19 protein-coding genes are annotated in these 20085 nt (G+C 65.8%); 11 read left to right on the top strand and 8 right to left on the bottom strand.

What is annotated here, in order from left to right; all coding sequences use genetic code 11:
- Window positions 1-30: 30 nt before the first annotated feature.
- On the bottom strand, window positions 31-2403 hold the full coding sequence (locus GJV26_RS26620) for a glycoside hydrolase family 2 protein (RefSeq protein ID WP_155711627.1): 2373 nt from the start codon (window positions 2401-2403) through the stop codon (window positions 31-33).
- Between the two features lie 180 nt (window positions 2404-2583).
- Between GJV26_RS26620 and GJV26_RS30505 the strand changes: the two genes are divergently transcribed.
- Window positions 2584-2709, top strand: coding sequence for a hypothetical protein (locus GJV26_RS30505; protein ID WP_260114810.1), 126 nt, complete (start codon window positions 2584-2586; stop codon window positions 2707-2709).
- Window positions 2710-2853: 144 nt separating this feature from the next.
- Here the strand turns inward: GJV26_RS30505 and GJV26_RS26615 are convergent, their stop codons facing one another.
- The 3 genes from GJV26_RS26615 to GJV26_RS26605 form a co-directional block, all read right to left on the bottom strand.
- Complete coding sequence (locus GJV26_RS26615) at window positions 2854-3393, bottom strand: hypothetical protein (RefSeq protein ID WP_155711626.1); 540 nt, start codon at window positions 3391-3393, stop codon at window positions 2854-2856.
- Window positions 3394-3510: 117 nt separating this feature from the next.
- A complete protein-coding gene (locus GJV26_RS26610; RefSeq protein WP_155711625.1) occupies window positions 3511-3684 on the bottom strand; it encodes a hypothetical protein in 174 nt (57 codons plus the stop codon).
- A gap of 13 nt (window positions 3685-3697) precedes the next feature.
- Complete coding sequence (locus GJV26_RS26605) at window positions 3698-4168, bottom strand: YciI family protein (protein WP_173346283.1); 471 nt, start codon at window positions 4166-4168, stop codon at window positions 3698-3700.
- 132 nt (window positions 4169-4300) lie between these two features.
- Here GJV26_RS26605 and GJV26_RS26600 point away from each other — a divergent pair, with 132 nt between their 5' ends.
- Together GJV26_RS26600 and GJV26_RS26595 are read left to right on the top strand one after the other, a co-directional pair.
- Window positions 4301-5233, top strand: a complete 933-nt coding sequence (locus tag GJV26_RS26600; RefSeq protein WP_155711623.1) for a family 43 glycosylhydrolase — start codon at window positions 4301-4303, stop codon at window positions 5231-5233.
- Between the two features lie 108 nt (window positions 5234-5341).
- Entirely contained in the window at window positions 5342-6091 is a 750-nt protein-coding gene (locus GJV26_RS26595) for an SDR family NAD(P)-dependent oxidoreductase (RefSeq protein WP_155711622.1), read from the top strand.
- Between the two features lie 21 nt (window positions 6092-6112).
- On the opposite strand, the gene GJV26_RS26590 is transcribed toward GJV26_RS26595, so the two are convergent.
- A complete protein-coding gene (locus GJV26_RS26590; RefSeq protein WP_155711621.1) occupies window positions 6113-7051 on the bottom strand; it encodes a LysR substrate-binding domain-containing protein in 939 nt (312 codons plus the stop codon).
- 115 nt (window positions 7052-7166) lie between these two features.
- Between GJV26_RS26590 and GJV26_RS26585 the strand changes: the two genes are divergently transcribed.
- From GJV26_RS26585 to GJV26_RS26570, 4 genes are all read left to right on the top strand, one after another.
- Window positions 7167-8018, top strand: coding sequence for a transketolase (locus GJV26_RS26585; RefSeq protein ID WP_155711620.1), 852 nt, complete (start codon window positions 7167-7169; stop codon window positions 8016-8018).
- Window positions 8015-9013, top strand: coding sequence for a transketolase family protein (locus GJV26_RS26580; RefSeq protein ID WP_155711619.1), 999 nt, complete (start codon window positions 8015-8017; stop codon window positions 9011-9013). The genes GJV26_RS26585 and GJV26_RS26580 overlap by 4 nt, the downstream gene beginning before the upstream one ends.
- 110 nt (window positions 9014-9123) lie before the next feature.
- Entirely contained in the window at window positions 9124-10446 is a 1323-nt protein-coding gene (locus tag GJV26_RS26575; RefSeq protein WP_155711618.1) for an MFS transporter, read from the top strand.
- A gap of 104 nt (window positions 10447-10550) precedes the next feature.
- Complete coding sequence (locus tag GJV26_RS26570) at window positions 10551-11603, top strand: porin (protein ID WP_155711617.1); 1053 nt, start codon at window positions 10551-10553, stop codon at window positions 11601-11603.
- 6 nt (window positions 11604-11609) lie between these two features.
- On the opposite strand, the gene GJV26_RS26565 is transcribed toward GJV26_RS26570, so the two are convergent.
- The 3 genes from GJV26_RS26565 to uraH all read right to left on the bottom strand — a co-directional run bounded on the left by GJV26_RS26565 (window position 11610) and on the right by uraH (window position 15136).
- On the bottom strand, window positions 11610-13085 hold the full coding sequence (locus GJV26_RS26565; RefSeq protein WP_155711616.1) for a nucleobase:cation symporter-2 family protein: 1476 nt from the start codon (window positions 13083-13085) through the stop codon (window positions 11610-11612).
- A 241-nt stretch (window positions 13086-13326) separates the two neighbouring features.
- Window positions 13327-14580 carry a urate hydroxylase PuuD gene (locus tag GJV26_RS26560; RefSeq protein ID WP_155711615.1) on the bottom strand — a complete coding sequence of 418 codons (1254 nt, stop codon included), beginning with the start codon at window positions 14578-14580 and terminating at the stop codon, window positions 13327-13329.
- Window positions 14581-14779: 199 nt separating this feature from the next.
- Window positions 14780-15136 (bottom strand): hydroxyisourate hydrolase, encoded by a 357-nt coding sequence (gene uraH, locus GJV26_RS26555; RefSeq protein ID WP_155711614.1) that lies wholly within the window; start codon window positions 15134-15136, stop codon window positions 14780-14782.
- A 174-nt stretch (window positions 15137-15310) separates the two neighbouring features.
- On the opposite strand from uraH, the gene GJV26_RS26550 reads away from it, so the two are divergent.
- The 4 genes from GJV26_RS26550 to GJV26_RS26535 are packed head-to-tail and all read left to right on the top strand — an operon-like array spanning window position 15311 to window position 20012.
- Entirely contained in the window at window positions 15311-16036 is a 726-nt protein-coding gene (locus GJV26_RS26550) for a GntR family transcriptional regulator (protein ID WP_173346282.1), read from the top strand.
- 7 nt (window positions 16037-16043) lie between these two features.
- Window positions 16044-16991, top strand: a complete 948-nt coding sequence (gene puuE, locus GJV26_RS26545) for an allantoinase PuuE (protein ID WP_155711613.1) — start codon at window positions 16044-16046, stop codon at window positions 16989-16991.
- 1 nt (window position 16992) lies between these two features.
- Window positions 16993-18783 (top strand): 2-oxo-4-hydroxy-4-carboxy-5-ureidoimidazoline decarboxylase, encoded by a 1791-nt coding sequence (gene uraD / locus GJV26_RS26540; RefSeq protein ID WP_155711612.1) that lies wholly within the window; start codon window positions 16993-16995, stop codon window positions 18781-18783.
- Window positions 18780-20012: an ArgE/DapE family deacylase gene (locus GJV26_RS26535; protein WP_155711611.1), complete on the top strand. Its 1233-nt coding sequence runs from the start codon at window positions 18780-18782 to the stop codon at window positions 20010-20012. Before uraD ends, GJV26_RS26535 begins: the two co-directional genes overlap by 4 nt.
- Window positions 20013-20085 lie beyond the last annotated feature (73 nt).

The raw sequence follows: 20085 nt of genomic DNA, 5'->3' as shown, positions 1-20085 counted from the left end.
CTGGCGCCAGTTCACCGGCGCCGTCGATGCTTACTTCGGCGCGAGCGCGCCCTGCAGCTTGCCGGCGGCCGCGCCCAGCGTGCCGTTCGGCTGCATCACGCGCACCAGCACGCTGGCGATGCCCGCTTCGGTCGTCGCCTGCGGGCCCGCGACCAGTTCATAGCCCGGACCGGCGGTGAACGTGACGGCCTGGCCATTGTCTGGCACCGTGGTGCCGTCGGCATCCACCAGGCGCGCGCGGGCGAAGACCAGGTCGCCCGCCCCCACCGGCACGCCCATGTCGTCCAGCGCCACGTCGAGCTTCACCGCGGCGCCCGGCGTGCGCACCTTGTGCTCGGCCACGGCCTTGCCGGCGGTGTAGGCGACGGCCACCAGTTCGCCGGCCTGGAAGGCGCCGGTGTCGAATTCCACCGGCGGATGCTTCAGCTTCGGATGCGTGGCGGACGGCGCCGCCTTCTGCCGCGCCACGGTCTTGCCGTTGAGGCGCAGCTCCACTTCCTCGGCGTTCGTGAACACGCGCACGCGCGGCGACGATGCCGGCGTCCAGTAGCTGGCGATGAACACCATCGGGCCGCCGCCCCAGTTTTGCGCGGCCGGCTGTGCGCCAGGCTGCGGCACCTGCTCGGGATCGCGCTGCGAACGGAAGAATTCGGCGGCGAACTTCGGCAGCCGGTCGATGCTCATCACGCCGGAAGCTTCCAGGTCGGGCGCATAGCCGCGCGCATAGTCGAACATGACCCAGTATCCGTCGGCGAAGGCGGGCGTGCCGAAATTGTCGTCGTGCGCCTCGGCCACGTTGGCGGCCTGCTGCAGCAGGTGTTTTTCACCCTGGCCCAGCAGCTGGCGGCTGGAGCGGTCGGCCGGCTTCAGGTCGCCCCACGCGGTCTGGTTGAAACCCGCGTTCATCGCGTAGTACTCCCAGTCGCCGTATTCGGAAACGATCAGCGGCTTGTCCGGCAGCGCGTGTTTCGAATCGAGGCGATGCTGGCGCGCCTGCATGTAGATGTCGTAGGCGCGCGGCACCCAGCCCACCGAGAAGGCCTGGTCGCCCGGGTATTCGGTGTGCACGGTCTTGTGCAGCATGTCCACGAACGCGTCCGGCATGTCGGTCTCGTTCAGCGAGCATTCCCAGGCCAGCACGCTGGCGTGGTTGCGGTCGCGGCGGATCATGTCCTCGCAGGTGCGCAGCACCTGCTTGCTGAACGCCGGGTCCTTGTTGAAGTACTGCCAGCCCGGCACGCCCGGGATCACCAGCAGGCCCAGCTCGTCCGCCGCCGCCATGAAGGCCGGCGACTGCGGATAGTGCGACAGGCGGATGTAGTCGAAACCGTATTTCTTCACCAGCAGCGCATCGCGGTACTCGGCCTGCGGCGACAGCGCATAGCCCACGTGCGGATATTCCTGGTGGCGGTTCACGCCGCGCAGCTGCAGCGGCTCGCCGTTCAGCAGCAGCCGGTTCTTGTCGAACGCCAGCCGGCGGATGCCGATGCGGGTTTGCACGCTGTCTTCGGCTCCCTCGCCGGACACCGTGGTGTCGAGCACGTGCAGGTTCGGCTGCTGCGGCGACCACAGGTTCGGCTGGCCGACCCGCAGCGGCATCGTCACGTGGCGGCGCTCGCCGGCCTTCAGCGTCACCTGCTGCTCGGCGCGGGCGACTTCCCTGCCCTGCCAGGCCAGCGTGTTGCGCAAGGTGACGGTGCGCGCCGTTTTCGACGTGTTGCTCACTTCGGTCTTGACCTGCACGGTCGCCGCGACCCGGTCGGCCTGCGGGAACGTGACGAACACGCCGCCGCCGGCCGGCGTGGCGGCCAGGATTTCATCGGTAATGTGAACGGCCGGCTTGGTGACCAGGCTCACGCCGCGGTACATGCCGCCGTGCTGGATGTAATCGAGTTCCTTCAGTGGCTTGGGGCCGGTGATAGCGTTATCTTCGTTGTTCGCGCGAACGATGACTTCGTTCTTGCCGCCCGCCTTCAGCAGGTTCGTCACGTCGAACGCGAACGGCAGGTAGCCGCCCAGGTGCCGGCCCAGGTGCTTGCCGTTCAGCCACACGTCGGCCACGTTCATCACCGCCTCGAAACGCAGGATCGCCCGTTCGCCCGGCTTGAGCGGCGCGTCGAACGTTTTCTTGTAGAACACCGTGCCCTGCCAGGGCGCTGTCGGCACGCGCGGCTCGATGTGCGCCGCGTGCGGCAGGCTGACAGTGGACCAGGCGCCGGCCGGCGCCTTGTCGGCGCTGGCCAGCGCGGCGTTGTCGGCGCGATGGAATTGCCAGGCATCGTTCAGGCTTGTCGTTGCGGCCTGCGCGGCGCCGGCCAGCGCCAGCGTCGATACCAGCGCGATGGCCAGGGTGGTTCGCGCCAGGTGGCGCGGGGCGGTGATCAGGGTGCGAATTAGCGTCATTCGGGAGTCATTCGTCTCGGAGTGTGGTTGATGGGGCCGATCCGTGCCGGCCCGTGATTGTAAGGCATGGAAGCACCATCGCAGTGCATGACGCGTTGCCAATCAGACATTTGACGCATACAATCAACGCGAATGATTCCCATTTATCCGGAAGATCCGTGAATCAAGATGCGTAACCCGGTGGCAGACACCGGAAACGTATCGAACCTGCTGGACCGCCATTACTACCGCAACGTGGGCTTTTATGACGGCGTGTTCCGGGGCGAGCCGCGCAAGGCGACGGTGACGCTGCGCGGGCGGTTCTGAATGGTTGCGAACATCGGCTGAATCGGCAGGCTCCGATACTTCTCTGCGAGCCGGGTGGCAGGCAGTCAAAACCCGCCGCTGAAAGGATGCAGCCCTGGAATTCAAAAAGGCGGCCATGGCCGCCCTGGATTCTTCAATGTGGCGTTATCGAGAGAACAGCCATTCACCGTTCGGCTGCTTCTGCATTTCATGCATGCTTTTTGCACTCTCTCCGCTGGTATCGGAGGTATAGACGACTTCAAACCGAAGCGCATTGTCCGCAGGCATTGCCCAGCCTTGCACGCGCTGAACAGTGACACACGAGCCCTTGTCATGCCGGCGCATCTGCGGTTTCGGGCTCTGCGTGTAATTATTGTTGGGATAGAGCTTGCCAGGCGCCGCAAAGTTATTCAGGCTGCTGGCGTTATAAGTGATACAGGAGTGAACCTTGAGAAATTGGGCAATCGTGTTTCTGGCTTCCCCTACGGCTTTGGTAAGCGACGTTTCCGGCCCTTGCAGTTGCAGCGCAGTGTCGATGCGGCCCACTTGTGCTTCCGTGATTGGAGCAGAAGGCGCTCCTTGCGCGGCATTCATCGAGACTGCGCCGAGGCTGCACATCAGAAACAAATAAGCTGCTTGACGCGCACTGCGATTGTTTTCGGTGCCGAGTCGAAACCGAATGTCGTTCCCTGCTTTACTGGTCATAAAACTGTTCCCTATGCTGATTCAAAAGCCCTTATCTTCCGAACGGTCTGATATTTCGTCGTTTCTCACGCTGGCGCCTCTGAAGAGGCTTGAAATTGGCGCCATTCTCCGACCGGACTATTTCGCACTGCGTTTCTCCCACTCCCTCTGCTCGGTCGACTGCTTTTCCTTGCACGCCTTGCGGTCGTTCCAGTCCACCAGCTTGTCGCAGGATTGATCCGCGTCCCGCGGCAGGTATTTGCAGCCGGCCAGGCCGAATGCGAGGGCGATGAAAAGTATGGTCTTGCTCACCAAAACGTCTCCGTTATTTCCTGATGATGCGATTATGGATATCGTTCACGGCCATCAGCGCGGCCGTGGAAAAGAACTTGTGGTACTCGGCCACCATTTCGCCGTTGACGATGACGGGATCGGTGGCGACCAGCGATTTCGCTTCGTCGATGTCGGCGGCGGCGAACACGAACATGCCGCGCAGGCCATCGACGCCATCGAGCGGCCCCGCCACCACCAGCTTTTTATCCCTGGCCAGGCGTTCCATGTTGGCGAAGTGGCCAGCGAACATTTTGTCGCGTTCCGCCCCCTTCGGCACGGGCTTCGGGCCGGTCTTCAGCAACACCAGCACGTAGGCGCGCATGCCCTGGTCGCTGGCGCCCAGCGATTTGGCCAGCGCCGCATCGTAGGTGGGCGCGGGCCCGAATGCCGGCGTGGCCTGCGCATGGGCCGGCACGTGCGGCAAGGCTGCAATAGCGAACAGGGCAATCGGCAAGCTACGCATGTTGGCCAATCTCTCGGAAAACTGATTATTGGCATGTTGACACAAGTGCAAAACCGCCGCAATCATATGTTTGGCCACGCCTGAGCGTCAAGTCTGCCCAGTGCAGCCAGCACCCCCCTTACCGGAGACCCGATGCACTACCTTGCTGCCGCGCTGCTCGCGCTTGCCATTCCCGCCGCTGCCGGCATCGGCCAGCCGATCGCGCAGCGCTTCAACGCCGATCCATCGCCCCATTACTTCACGACGCAAGCCGGTGGCAAGTTCTACCTGTACGCCACCGACGACGCCAGCAACTCCGGCAAGTACTGGGATTCCACGACCTGGCGCCTTTACACGTCGTCGGACATGAAAACGTGGCAGGATGCCGGCATCCCGCTCGATGTCAAAGTGTTCAAATGGGCGCGCCCTGATGCCAAGGCCTGGGCGCCGGACGCGGTACAGCGCAACGGCAGGTTCTACTTCTATGCGCCGGTGGGCGGCGACAGGATCGGCGTGGCCGTATCGAACCGGCCGGACGGCGGCTTCGCGGACGCCCGCACCACGCCGCTGGTGGACAAGGCACGCGACGCCAATGCCGGCGACGAGCCGATCGACCCCGCCGTGTTCATCGACAGGAATGGCCAGGCCTGGCTGTACTTCGGCACCCGCGTGCCGAAGGTCGTAAAGCTGAAGGCCGACATGACCACGCTGGACGGCCCGATCCTGGACGTGGCGATCACCGGCCTGCCCGCCGGCGACCCGAAAAAAGTGTACGGCGAGGCGCCGTTCCTGCACGAGCGCAACGGCACGTATTACTTCACGTTCTCCACCGGCTGGCCGGGCCAGATCGTGTACGCCACGGGCGGTTCGCCGGCGGGGCCGTTCGCGTATCGCGGCGTCGTACTGGATTACCTGGAGATCTCGACGAATCACCAGGCGATCCTCGAACATGGCGGCAAGAGCTGGCTGTTCTATCACGACAGCCTGTTGCCTGGCGGTGGCAGCCACCGGCGCTCGATCGCGGTGGCGCCACTGGAGTACGACGAACAGGGCGGCATCCGGCAGGTACCGCTCGCGCCGAAGTAGTCGCCGCCAGACCTGAATCCAATTCGCCCTGCGCTGAGTTTTCCTCGTTTGTCCGCATCGCCGCCGTCGGCCACCATGACGGCACGACATGAACAACCGGAGACTCCAATGTTATTGAAAGACAAGGTGGCAATCGTGACCGGCGGCGCCGGCATCAACGGACTGGGCTTTGCAACGGCGCGCATGCTGGCGGCGCACGGCGCGAACGTGGTGATCCTCGACCTGGCCGGCGCGAATCCGGCCGGCGCGGCGGCCGAGCTGGGGCCGCAGCACCTCGGCGTGGTGGCCGACGTCACGAACAAGGAACAGTGCGAAGCGGCGGCGAAGGCTGCGGTGGAGCGCTACGGCCGTATCGACGTGCTGTTCGCCAACGCCGGCATCACGCAGCCGCGCAAGACGCTCGACATCTCGGCGGCCGACTACGACGCCGTGCTCGACGTGAGCCTGCGCGGCACGCTGCTGATGGCGCAGGCGGTGCTGCCGGCCATGGAGCGCCAGCAAGGCGGCAGCATCGTCTGCACCTCGTCCGTCTCGGCGCAGCGCGGCGGCGGCATCCTCGGCGGACCGCACTACTCGGCCGCCAAGGCCGGCGTGCTGGGGCTGATGCGCGCGATGGCGCGCGAATTCGGACCGAGCGGCATCCGCGTCAATGCGATCACGCCGGGCCTGATCGCCACCGACATCATCAAGGGCAAGCTGACCGACGAGCGCAAGGCCGAAATCGCCCGGGACATCCCGCTGGCGCGGCTGGGCAAGGCCGACGACATCGCCGGCGCCGTGGTGTTCCTGGCCAGCGACCTGTCCGCCTACTGCACCGGCGTCACGCTGGACGTCAACGGCGGCATGCTGATCCACTGACGTTCCCCCTCCACTGCGCCATCATGCCGCGGCGGTTTCTCCGCCGTCGGCAACGAAGCCCCTGATCCAGTCCGCCACCGTACGCACCGCCTGCAGGCCCTCGCGGCTCTTCGGCACTGCCAGGTAATGCCCGGTCGCCTCGATGGCCAGTTCGCCGAAGGGGCACACCAGGCGCCCGTCGCGCAGGTACTCCTGCACCAGCACCGAGCTCTCGATGCACATCCCCAGGCCGTTTTCGGCCGCGCCCAGCGTCATGAACGCGCGGTCGAGCCGCAACCCCCGCACCGGGTGCCGGCACTCGGGCGCGAAGCGGGCGATCCATTCGTCCCACGACGTCAGCGACACGTCGTTCTGGATCAGGTAGAAATTCTCGATATCTTCCGGCGGCAGCGGCAACGTCCAGCCGTCGACCAGCTTCGGGCTGCACACCGGCAGATAGCGTTCGCGCTGCGAGATCGGCTCCACGTGCACGCCGGCCGAGGCCGGCGGGCGGCCGTACAGCACGGCCACGTCGACGCCGCCGCTGGAAAAATCCGGCGCCTGGTGCACGGCCCACAGCCGCACGTCGATATCCGGATGGGCGCGCAGAAAGGCCGGCAGCTGCGGCATCACCCAGATCGCCGCGAAGCTGGGCGCGCACTGGATCGTCACCACCTGCTGCTTGCTACCCCGGTCGAGGATCGTGCGCAGCTCGTCGTCGATGTCGCCGAACGAGCGGCGGATCACCTCATACAGCCGGGCGCCCTCCTCGGTCGGCACCACGCCGCGCCGCGCGCGCTCGAACAGCAGCGTGCCGAGCGCTTCCTCCAGCGTCTGGATCGAATGACTGACGGCCGAGGCCGTGATCGACAGCTCCTGCGCCGCGGCGGCGAAGGAACGGTGCATGTAGGCGGCCTCGAAAGCCTGCAAGCCCTTGAGGGATGCCTTGCGCAACGCGCGGTATCGCTGAACTGGTTTCATCTATCGCCAAGAATTACTCGCTATACGGTTCATGTCCCGATTCTTACACTGGTTTCACTGACAACACCAATGATTCGCTTCAATTCCGTTCCACGAATCGCCACAGGAGACAACAATGAACGAACCGCATGACAAACTGCCCGCGTTGAAGAGCGCGGCCTACCGCATCCGCCGCTACGCGCTGCGGATGGGCGAAGTGCAGGGCCAGGGCTACGTGGGCCAGGCGCTCGGCATGGCCGACATCCTCGCCGTGGCCTACCGCCACGCGCTGCATTATCGTGCGGACGAGCCCGAATGGGAAGGCCGTGACCGCTTCCTGCTGTCGCACGGCCATTATGCGATCGCGCTGTACGCCGCGCTGCTCGAGGCGGGCATCCTGCCGGAAGAAGAGCTGGAAACGTACGGCAGCGACGACAGCCGCCTGCCGATGTCCGGCATGGCCACGTACACACCCGGCATGGAAATGTCCGGCGGCTCGCTCGGCCAGGGCCTGACGATCGCCGTCGGCATGGCGCTCGGCCTGCGGCAGAAGAGTAATCCGGCGTTCGTCTACAACTCGATGTCGGACGGCGAACTGGACGAAGGCTCGACGTGGGAAGCGGCGCTGTCGGCCGCCCACTTCGGGCTCGGCAACCTGATCGCGCTGGTCGACGTCAACAACCAGCAGGCCGACGGCCCGTCGACGAAAATCCTCGGCTTCGAACCGCTGGCGCAAAAATGGGAAGCGTTCGGCTGGCACGTACAGCGCGCGCAGGGCAACGATATCGCCGGGGTCTTCGCCGCGTTCGAAGCCGCCCGCAATCACGCGGCAGCGCAACCGCGCGTGATCCTGTTCGACACGCTGATGGGTTCCGGCGTGCCGTTCCTCGAACAGCGCGACAAGAACCATTTCATTCGCGTCGAGGCCGACGAATGGCAACAGGCCATCGCGATCCTCGATGCACAACACGCCGGAGACAAGCAATGAGCGCCGTCATCAACAAACCCCGCCTCACCACCTCGGCGATGATCGCCTCGATCGCCACCGAAGGCCAGCGCACGGTCGCCGCGCCGTTCGGCAACGCGCTGGTGGAACTGGCCGGCCGCCGGCCCGACATCGTGGGCATGAGCGCCGACCTGGCAAAATACACCGACCTGCACCTGTTCGCGAAGGAGTTCCCCGAGCGCTTCTTCCAGATGGGCATGGCCGAGCAGCTGCTGATGGGCGCCGCCGGCGGCATGGCCAAGGAGGGATTTACGCCCTTCGTCACCACGTATGCCGTGTTCGCCGCGCGCCGCGCCTACGATTTCATCCACCAGGTGATCGCCGAGGAAAACCTGAACGTGAAGATCGTCTGCGCACTGCCGGGCCTGACCACCGGCTACGGCCCCAGCCACCAGGCCACCGAGGATATCGCCATCTTCCGCGGCGTGCCGGGCCTGACGATCGTCGATCCGTGCGATGCGCTCGATACCGAACAGGCGACGCTGGCCATCGCCGAGCACAAGGGTCCGGTGTACATGCGCCTGCTGCGCGGGAAAGTGCCGCTGGTGCTCGACGAGTACGATTACAGGTTCGAGCTGGGCAAGGCCAAGCTGCTGCGCGACGGGCGCGACGTGCTGGTGATCTCCAGCGGCATCATGACGATGCGCGCGCTGGAAGTGGCGCAGGCGCTCAAGGGCGACAATATCGACGTGGCCGTGCTGCATGCGCCCACGATCAAGCCGCTCGACACGGAAACGATCGTGCGCGAAGCGTCGCGCGGCGGCCGGCTGGTGGTGGTGGCGGAGAACCATTCCGTGGTCGGCGGCCTGGGCGAAGCGGTGGCCGGTACGCTGCTGCGCGCGGGCGTGGCGCCGGCGTTCCGCCAGGTCGCGCTGCCCGACGCATTCCTCGATGCCGGCGCGCTGCCCACGCTGCACGACCGCTACGGCATCTCGACGGAGGCGATGGCCGCCAGCATCAGGTCCTGGCTGAGGTGAGCGGGCTGCATTGAACCGGCCGCGCGGAGCGCGGCACGATCCGGATGCGCGGGATGTATACGAAGGCGGCAAGACCTTCGGCGCGAAGACAGAACAATTTGGAGACACGCATGAAAACCCCTACCGTTACACCAGCGGCGGGCGCCGCATACCATTCCGGCGCCACCGACCTCGAAACGCGGGCCTACGCGAAAGTCACGCGCCGGCTCGTGCCCTTCCTGATGCTGTGCTACCTCGGCGCCTACCTGGACCGCGTCAACGTGGGCTTCGCCAAGCTGCAGATGCTCAGCGACCTGCAGTGGAGCGACACCGTCTACGGCCTCGGCGCCGGCATCTTCTTCATCGGCTATTTCATCTTCGAAGTGCCGAGCAACATGATCCTGCACCGCTTCGGCGCGCGCCGCTGGCTGGCGCGGATCATGATCACCTGGGCGATGATCTCGGCCAGCTTCGCCTTCGTCAGTTCGCCGACGATGTTCTACGTGCTGCGCTTCCTGCTGGGCATCGCCGAGGCGGGCTTCGCGCCGGGCGTGATCCTGTACATCACCTACTGGTTCCCGTCGGCGCGCCGCGCCAAGGTGATGGGACTGTTCTTCATGGCCATTCCACTGGCCAGCATCGTCGGCGCGCCGCTGTCGGGCTGGATCATGGAGGCGTTCGCCGGCGTGCAGGGCCTGCGCGGCTGGCAGTGGCTGTTCGCGCTCGAAGCGGTTCCGTCGCTGATCCTGGGCGTCACGATCCTGTTCTACCTCGACGACAGCATCGCCGCCGCGAAGTGGCTGTCGCCGGAAGAGAAAGCCGTCCTGGAGCGTAACATCGCCAGCGAGAACGACGGCAAGGTGGCGCACCAGACGATCCGCGACTTTTTGGCCGACCGGCGCCTGTGGCTGCTGACGGCGATCTACTTCTGCATCGTGATGGGCCAGTACGGCCTCACGTTCTGGCTGCCCACCATCGTGCGCAATGCCGGCGTCAATGGCGTGGAAATGGTCGGCCTGCTGGCGGCGATCCCGTACACGGTGGCCCTGGTATGCCTGCCGCTGGTCGGCCGCAACTCGGACCGCACCCGCGCCCGCCGGCTGCATTGCGGCGTGCCGATGCTGGCGGCGGCAGCAGCGCTGTTCGCCCTGCCCTTCACCGACGGCGTGGGTACCGCGCTGGCTTTGCTGAGCGTGGCGGCGGCCGGCGCGATCTGCGGCACCTCGCAGTTCTGGGCGCTGCCCACGGCCTTCCTGGGCGGCATGGCGGCAGCGGCCGGCATCGCCACCATCAACTGCATCGCCAACCTGGCCGGCTTCTTCTCCCCGGCGCTGGTCGGCTGGCTGAACGACTTCACCGGCAAGCAGGGCGCGGGCGTGATGCTCACCTCCGCGATGCTGCTGATCGGCGCCTGCCTGGTGACCCTCCTGCCGAAGCAGGTCGTCGACCGCTGAGCGCCTGCCGGTTCCGGCACGGCCGGAACCGGCGCTTCCCCATGCATCACCCATGACGCCCGGCCGGCAAGGGATCGGTGCGTCCATAAAAATACGGAGACAACATGAAACGCAATCTCGCGTGGGGCCTGGCGGCCCTCGCCTGCGGCAGCGCGGCCGCGCAATCGAATGTCAATGTGTATGGACTGGTCGACATGAACCTCGGCATAATCGATAAACTGAGCGACAATGCCGGCGCCGCCGGCGGCAACACGGTGCGCGTCAATTCCGGCGGCATGAATACCTCGCGCCTCGGCTTCACGGGCAGCGAAGACCTGGGCGGCGGCCTGAAGGCGCTGTTCCAGCTCGAGATGGGCATCGCCGCCGATACCGGCGTGGCCGACACGCCGTTGTTCAAGCGCCAGGCCACCGTCGGGCTGGAAGGCCGCTACGGCACCTTGCTGCTGGGCCGGGCATTCACCACCGTGTACGACTTCGTGCTGCCGTACGACCCGATGGGCTATGCGCCGCAGTACTCGTGGGCGCCGGCCGGCAGCGCGACCGGCGCCAGCAAATACGGCATGACGTTCGCGTTCGACAACCTGGTCAAGTACGCCGGCAAGACCGGCAACCTCAGTTATGGGGCCAGCTATGGCGCCGGCGAAGGATCGTCGGGCGGCGATGGCGCGAAAGGCGCGGTGGCGGTCAACTACGCGGCCGGTCCCTGGTCGGCGGTGGCGACGTACGAGCGCATCAACGGCTTGCCCGACGCGGCGACCGGCGCGCGCGGCGCCACCACGGCATGGCATCTCGGTGCGATGTATAGCGAAGGAAAGCTGAAGCTGCAGGCGGCGATGCGCGACTTCCGGCAGGAGGTGCCCGGGTCGCCCGACCTGCGGGGAACGCTGTACTGGGCGGGATCGAACTACAAGGTGACGCCGGCCGTCACGCTGGCCGGCGTCGTGTACTACCAGGATGTCCGGCACGGCGCGCAGGAGGCCGATCCGGTGATGGTCGTCGGGCGGGTGCGCTATGCGCTGTCCCGCCGCACCGACCTGTACGTCACCGCCGCGTACGCGAAGGCGAAGCACGGTGCACTGGCCGGTCTCGCGCGGGACGAGGCCGGGTACGGCAACCGCCAGAAAAGCGTGCTGGCGGGGATACAGCACAGGTTCTGAAGCCTGTCAGGCGTGCGACAGCCCCTGCCCTTCGTGCGACTCCTCCTGTCCCCGCGAACCGTTGAAGAACAGGTTCAGCACCACGGCCGCCACGGCGGTGAGCAGGATGCCCGATTCCAGCAGCGGGTGCAGGCTGTGCGCCATCTGCTGCGCCCAGTGCGGCGCCACGAGCGGAATCAGGCCGAAGCCGATCGACAGCGCCACGATGTACAGATTGAAGCGGTTGGCGCGGAAGTCGACGCGATTCAGGATGCGGATGCCCGCCGCGGCCACCATGCCGAACATCACCAGGCCGGCACCGCCCAGCACGAACTGGGGAATCGCCTCGACCAGCGCGGCCAGCTTCGGCAGCATGCCCAGCACGATCATGATGATGCCGCCGGCCACGCACACCCAGCGGCTCTTCACTCCGGTCACCGCCACCAGCCCCACGTTCTGGGAAAAACTGGTGTGCGGGAACGTGTTGAAGATGCCGCCGATCAGCGTGCCCAGGCCGTCGGTGCGCAGGCCGGCCGCCATCTGCTGCTGGCCGATCTTCTTGCCCGTCATGTCCGACAGCGCGAGGAACATGCCGGCCGATTCGATCATCACGACGATCATCACCACGGTGAGCGTGAGGATCATCACGATATCGAACGTGGGCATGCCGAATGCGAACGGCGTGACGAGTTCGAACCACTCAGCGCTGTTCACTTTACTGAAGTTCATCTTGCCGAGCCCGAAGGCCACGCCACAGCCGGCCACGATGCCGATCAGCACGGAGATGTTGCAGATGAAGCCCTTCCCGTAGCGCACCAGGCAGACGATGAACACCAGCACGAATGCGGCGATGCCCAGGTTGTCCAGCGCGCCGTAGTTCGGGTTGGCGAGCGTGGGGATCGGCCCCGGCAGCTTCGACGCCAGCGGCGCCGCCGCCGTTGCCGCTTCCGCCTTCATCTGGTCGACCATCGAGACCAGCGTCGGCACGTCCACGGCACGCGCGGCCGAATCGGGGCCGCCCATGGCCCAGCCCACCCCCACGCGCATCAGCGTGATGCCGATGACGAGGATGATGGTGCCGGTGACCACCGGCGGGAAGAACCGCAGCATGCGGCTCATCGCCGGCGCCAGCAGCAGCGCGATGGCGCCGGCGCCGATGCCGGCACCGAAGATGGCGCGGGCGCCGTCGACGCCCGGCACGCTGTTGGCGATCGCCACCATCGGGCCGACGGCGGCGAACGTCACCCCCATCATCACGGGCAGCCTGATGCCGAAATGCCTGCCCAGCCCGAGGGACTGGATCAGCGTCACGAGCCCGCAGCAGAACAGGTCGGCCGAGATCAGCATCGTCACCTGTTCGGGCGACAGGTGCAGCGCACGGCCGACGATCAACGGCACGGCGATCGCGCCCGCATACATCACGAGCACGTGCTGCAGCCCCAGGGCGGTCAGGCGCCCGAGCGGCAGGCGTTCGTCGACCGGGTCCAACGTTTGTTGCGTCATGCTTGTCTCCTGATTGTTATATGAACACTACAGAATGCATGTTGCTGGCCGGCCGACCGCGCCGCCCCCTTCGATTGCTGGTGCTTTTGATGCCATTCACCTACCCCCAACGGCGAACGGCCGCGATCAGACGGGTCTGATCCCGGCCGTTCGCACCTGGGGTTGGCTTGCCTGAAAGGCTTTACTGCATTGGCTGCATGTACTGCGTTTGCTGCATTTACTGCGTTTGCTGCCCCGATCTTCAGTCGACCTTGGCACCGTCCTCATACCAGCGCTTGAGCAGGTCGCGCTCGCCCTGGGTGATCTGCGTGGCGTTATTCAACGGCATCAGCTTCATCACCACGGCCTGCTGGTACAGGGCCTGCGCGTGGCGCTTGATCTCCTCAGTCGAGTCGAGCCTGATGCCCTTGCTCTGCATCGCCGCCGAGTGGCACATCACGCAGCGCTGGTCGACCACGGCTTTCACCTTGGCGAACGCGCCCGTCGCGGCGGGTGCCGCGGCAGACACGCCATCGGTACCGGCAGCGGCCGGTGCCGCTTCCACCACCGCCGGCACATCGGCCTGCGGTGCCGGCACCAGCCAGACGATCAGCGCCAGCATCACCGCTGTGCCGCCGAATGCGTGTTCCCATGGAACGCGCTTGCCGTGGACCAGCGCCTTGTGGCGGGCCACGAAGCTGTGACGGATCAGCGCGCCGGTCAGCATCATCAGCACCAGCACGATCCAGTTGTGTTCACCGGCGTACAGGAAACCATAGTGATTCGACAGCATCGCGAACAGCACCGGCAGCGTGAAGTACGTGTTGTGCACGCTGCGCTGCTTGGCACGCCAGCCGTAGATCGGGTCGACCGGTTCGCCCGCCTTGAGCTGCTTGACCACCTTGCGCTGGCCGGGAATGATCCAGAAGAACACGTTGGCGCTCATCGCGGTAGCCATCATCGCGCCCACCAGCAGGAACGCTGCGCGGCCGGCGAACAGCTGGCAGGCCAGCCACGAGGCGAACACCACGAAGCCGAACACGATCACGCCCACCATCAGGTCGCCATTCTTCTTGCGGCCGAGCGAACGGCAGATCGTGTCGTAGATCAGCCAGAACACGACCAGGAACGCCAGCGCGCCGATGACGGCCGCCTGCGCGGGCCAGTCGTGCACGGTCTTGTCGACCATGAAGGTGCCGGCGTTGAACAGGTACAGCACCGTGAACAGCCCGAAGCCGGACAGCCAGGTGGCGTAACTTTCCCAATAGAACCAATGCAGGTGATCCGGCATGGATTTCGGCGCCACCAGGTATTTCTGCGGGTGGTAGAAGCCGCCGCCGTGGACGGCCCACAACTCGCCGTCGACGCCCTTGCCCACCAGGTCCGGCGCGGTGGGCTTCTCGAGGCTGTTATCGAGGAACACAAAGTAGAACGATGCGCCGATCCAGGCGATCGCGGTAATGACGTGGGTCCAGCGCAGCAGCAGGTTGACCCAGTCCATCAAGTACATATCCATAGAGCCTCAAACAATCAGAGAAGCACGGTATCGAAACCGTACTGTCCCCTCACCACAGCGGGCTCTGTGTGGGGCAAATCATCGCAACCATCGGCAACCCCAAGGTGGAGATACCGGTGTGCTCCGCGGCGACACTTGTAACTGTATACGATCCAGTTGAATCTGGATATACGTCGTTTAACGCATTGATGCTTGTGGTTCAGGAACCACGGTAAGTCGAATACGACCACGGGCTGACCAGCAGCGGCACGTGGTAGTGGCCGGCCGCGTCGGCGATGCCGAAGTCGAGCGGCACCTCGTCGAGGAAGGCCGGTTCCGGCAGGCGCACGTCGCGACTGCGGAAGTATTCGGCCACCGAGAATACCAGGCGGTAGCGGCCGACCGCCATCGTGGTCGCGTCCAGCAGCGGGCCGCCGTCGTTGCGGCCGTCGGCGTTCAGCGTCAGGCTCTTGATGGTGGTGACGGTGTCGCCGTCGATGCGTTGCAGCTGCACGCGCATGCCGGCGGCGGGGCTGCCGTGCATCGTGTCCAGTACGTGGGTGCTCAAATGTCCCATGGGGCTCCTTTTCTACAGAATTGGCCGGCAGGATTGCCGGCGATGATTATTGTACAAGCCGGTGCAGGCATGAACCAACTGGATTGCATACACTTTCTGCTTTTCTTTTTTTGAAAAGTGTATACACTCTGGTTCCGATGTCAACTTGTTTTATTGCCGAACCAAAGCAAAGTCATGTCGAAAACGCTTACCCAACTGAAGATCGTTCCCGCCACGCTGATGCCGGATGCCCATGCGCCGGCGGCCGGTGCCACGCAGCGCATCGTCGATTCGATCACCGCCGCGATCGCCGAACGCCGGCTGATGCCGGGCACGAAACTGTCCGAGCAAAAGATCGGCGACATCTTCGAAGTGTCGCGCACCGTCGTGCGGCAAGCCTTCAACCAGCTGAGCCGTGACCGGCTCGTGCTGCTGGAGCCGGCGCGCGGCGCGTTCGTCGCCACCCCCACCGCCGAGGAGGCGCGCGACGTGTTCGAGATGCGCAGCATCCTGGAGACCGCCGTCACCAAGCGGCTGTGCGCCACGATCACGGACGAGCAGATCCGCCAGCTGCGCGCGCACCTGGCGCTCGAAGGCGCGGCGGTCAACGATGCCGTGGTGCCGGGGCGCACGCGCCTCCTGGCGGACTTCCACCTCGTGCTGGCGCGCATGCTGGGCAACGAGGTGCTGACGCAGATGCTGAGCGAACTGCTCACGCGCTCGTCGCTGATCGCGCTGATGCACCAGTCGTCCCACTCGGCCGGCGAATCGCACAGCGAGCACGTGGCGATCGTGGATGCGTTCGAGCGGCGCGACGTGAAGGCGGCGGTGCGGCTGGTCGGCAAGCATCTGGTCAACGTGCAGCACAACCTGAACCTGGATCCACAGCAGGTGGACCTGGCTGAAATCCTCAACCGGTAGAAGAAGAATGAATACACCAGCTTACCCACGCGACCTGCGCGGATACGGCCGCGACCGGCCGCACCCGCACTGGCCGGGCGGCGCGCGCGTCGCCGTGCAGTTCGTCCTCAATTTCGAAGAAGGCGGCGAGAACAACGTGCTGCACGGCGATCCGGGCAGCGAACAGTTCCTGTCCGAGATGTTCAATCCCGCCTCGTTCCCGGCCCGCCACCTGACGATGGACGGTATCTACGAATACGGCTCGCGGGTCGGCGTATGGCGCATCCTGAAGGAGTTCGAGAAGCGCGGCCTGCCGCTGACGGTGTTCGGCGTGGGCATGGCGCTCGAGCGCTGCCCCGACGTGACGGCCGCCTTCGTGGAACTGGGCCACGAGATCGCCTGCCACGGCTGGCGCTGGATCAACTACCAGAACGTGGATGAAGCGGTCGAGCGCGAACACATGGCGCGCGGCATGGAAGCGATCGCGCGCCTGACGGGCAGCCTGCCGCTGGGCTGGTACACGGGCCGCGACAGCCCGAACACGCGCCGCCTGGTGGCCGACTACGGCGGCTTCGAATACGACAGCGACTATTACGGCGACGACCTGCCGTTCTGGCTGAAGGTGCGCAAGACCGACGGCACGCAGGCGCCGCACCTGGTGGTGCCGTACACGCTGGACTGCAACGACATGCGCTTCGCCCTGCCGCAAGGCTTTTCGCACGGCGACCCGTTCTTCCAGTACCTGAAGGATGCGTTCGACGTGCACTACGAGGAAGGTGCGGACCAGCCGACGATGATGAGCATCGGCCTGCACTGCCGCCTGCTGGGCCGCCCCGGCCGCCTGAAGGCGCTGCAGCGCTTCCTCGACTACATCGGCCAGCACGACCGCGTATGGGTCGCCCGCCGCATCGATATCGCGCGCCACTGGAAAGAGGCGCATCCGTTCAACCCCGACACCGCTTTCGCCTGGGAGTAACATGCTCACTTTGGAACAACTGAACGCCGCCACGCAGGCCGAATTCACCGCCCTGCTCGATGGCGTCTACGAACATTCGCCGTGGATCGCGGAACAGGCGTGGCTCGCCCGCCCGTTCGCCAGCCTGGCGCACCTGAAGCGCGCGCTGATCGAAACGCTGCGCAACGCGCCGCGCGAAGCCCAGCTGGGCCTGATCCGTGTCCACCCGGAGCTGGCCGGCAAGGCGATGGTCACGAAATCGCTGACCGCCGAATCCACCAACGAGCAAAGCAAGGCCGGGCTGACCGATTGCACGCCGGAGGAATTCGCGCGCATCCAGAAACTGAACGCGGATTACAACGCCCGCTTCGGCTTCCCGTTCATCCTGGCCGTGCGCGGCCCGCGCGGCCTGGGCCTGGACCGGCACGAGATCATCGCCACGTTCGCCCGCCGCCTGAACAACTCGCCGGACTTCGAGTTCGGCGAAGCGCTGCGCAACATCCACCGCATCGCCGAGATCCGCCTGAACGACAAGTTCGCCGTCGAGCCCACGCTGGGCAACCTGGTATGGGACTGGCACGAGGAACTGGCGAAGCACACGGAACCCGGCTACGCGGAGCGGGGCGAACTGTGCGTGACGTATCTCACCGATGCGCACCGCGCCGCGGCCCGCGAACTGGCCGATCGCATGCGCAACGAATGCGGCTTCGATGAAGTGGGTATCGACGCCGTCGGCAACGTGGTCGGTGTCTATTACGGCGGCAACGAGCATGGCACCGATCCGCAGGCGAAGCGCCTGCTGACCGGCTCCCATTACGATACCGTGCGCAACGGCGGCAAGTACGACGGCCGCCTGGGCATCCTGGTGCCGATGGCGTGCGTGCGCGAACTGCACCGCCAGGGCCGCCGCCTGCCGTACGGCTTCGAGGTGGTCGGTTTCGCCGAGGAGGAAGGCCAGCGCTACAAGGCCACCTTCCTCGGCTCCGGCGCGCTGACCGGCCAGTTCGACAACACCTGGCTCGACCAGCTCGATGCCAACGGCGTGGCGATGCGCGATGCGATGGCCAATGCCGACCTGCACATCGCCACGATCCCCGACCTGAAACGCGACCCGTCGCGCTACCTCGGCTTCGTCGAGACCCACATCGAGCAGGGCCCGGTGCTGAACGACCTCGATCTGCCGCTGGGCATCGTCACGTCGATCAACGGCAGCGTGCGCTACGTGGGCCAGATCACCGGCATGGCCAGCCACGCCGGCACCACGCCGATGACGATGCGCCGCGATGCCGCGGCCGCCGCGGCCGAACTGGTGCTGTATGCCGAAAAACGCGGCGGCGCCGTGGAAGACCTGGTGGCCACCGTCGGCATGCTGGAAGTGCCGAACGGCTCGATCAACGTGGTGCCCGGCCGCTGCCGCTTCAGCCTCGACGTGCGCGCCACGACGAACGAAGTGCGCGACGCCGCCGCCGAGGACATCCGCAACGAACTGCAGGCGATCTGCGAACGCCGCGGTCTGCAGTTCACGCTGGAAGAAACGATGCAGGCCGATGCCGCGCCGTGCGCGCCGGAATGGCGCATGCGCTGGGAACGCGCGGTCGACTCGCTGGGCCTGCCGGTGTTCCGGCTGCCGAGCGGCGCCGGGCACGACGCGATGATGCTGCACCGCGTGATGCCGCAGGCGATGCTGTTCCTGCGCGGCCTGAACGCCGGCATCAGCCACAACCCGCTGGAATCCATTACCAACGACGATACGGAACTGTGCGTGCGCGCATTCCAGAACCTTCTCAACCAACTTGCCACGGACCTGACATGACGACTTCTTCCCCTTACGCTTCCCTCGACGCCTGGATCGACGCGCATTTCGACGAGGAAGTACGCTTCCTGCAGGAACTGGTGCGCGTGCCGACCGACACGCCGCCGGGCAACAACGCGCCGCACGCCGAGCGCACCGCCGAACTGCTGAAGGAATTCGGCTTCGAAGCCGAGCAGCACGCCGTGCCCGCTGAGCGCACCCGCGCGGCCGGCCTGGAGACGATCACCAACCTGGTCGTGCGCCGCAAGTATGGCGAAGGCCGCACCGTCGGCCTGAACGCGCACGGCGACGTGGTGCCGCCGGGCGAAGGCTGGACGCAGGAACCGTACGGCGGCAACGTGGTCGACGGCAAGCTGTATGGCCGCGCCGCGGCCGTGTCGAAGTGCGACTTCGCGACGTTCACGTTCGCCACCCGTGCGCTGGAAGCGCTGGGCCAGCCGCTGAAAGGGGGCGTGGAACTGTACTTCACGTACGACGAGGAATTCGGCGGCGAACTGGGCCCCGGCTTCCTGCTGGAAAACAATCTGGTGAAACCGGACCTGCTGATCGCCGCCGGCTTCAGCTACCAGGTCGTGACCGCGCACAACGGCTGCCTGCAGATGGAAGTGACGGTGCACGGCAAGTCGGGCCACGCGGCCGTGCCGGAAACCGGCGTCGACGCGCTGCAGGCCGCCACGAAGATCCTCACGGCGCTGTACGACCAGAACCGCCAGTACAAGGAAGTGCGCAGCAAGGTGCCGGGCATTAACCACCCGTACGTGAACATCGGCCTGATCGAAGGCGGCACCAACACCAACGTGGTGCCGGGCAAGGTCGTCATGAAGGTCGACCGCCGCATGATCCCGGAAGAGAATCCGGCCGAAGTGGAAGCCGCGCTGCACCGCGTGATCAAGGACGCCGTGGCCGACCTGCAGGGCGTGACGGTCGAGATCCGCCAGATGCTGCTGTCCAAGGCACTGCAGCCGCTGCCGGGCAACAAGCCGCTGGTGGACGCGCTGTCGCGCCACGCCACGGCCGTGTTCGACGAACCGATCGGCGCCGCCGGCACGCCGCTGTACACCGATGCCCGCCTGTTCGGCGAAGCCGGCATTCCGGCCGTGCTGTACGGCACCGGCCCGCGCACGGTCTCGGAAAGCAACGCCAAGCGCGGCGACGAGCACATCTCGCTGGAAGACCTGCGCCGTGCCACGAAAGTGGTGGCACGCTCGCTGTTCGATCTGCTGGACTGATTTACTTCGAGCTCACCGCAAAGCCTGCCCTCTCCCGAGGGCAGGCTTTTTTCATTGCAAAGCCGGAATGTGA

It is taken from the genome of Pseudoduganella dura, from assembly GCF_009727155.1.
Lineage (GTDB): Bacteria > Pseudomonadota > Gammaproteobacteria > Burkholderiales > Burkholderiaceae_D > Rugamonas > Rugamonas dura.
This window is presented reverse-complemented; position numbering and strand designations above follow the sequence as displayed.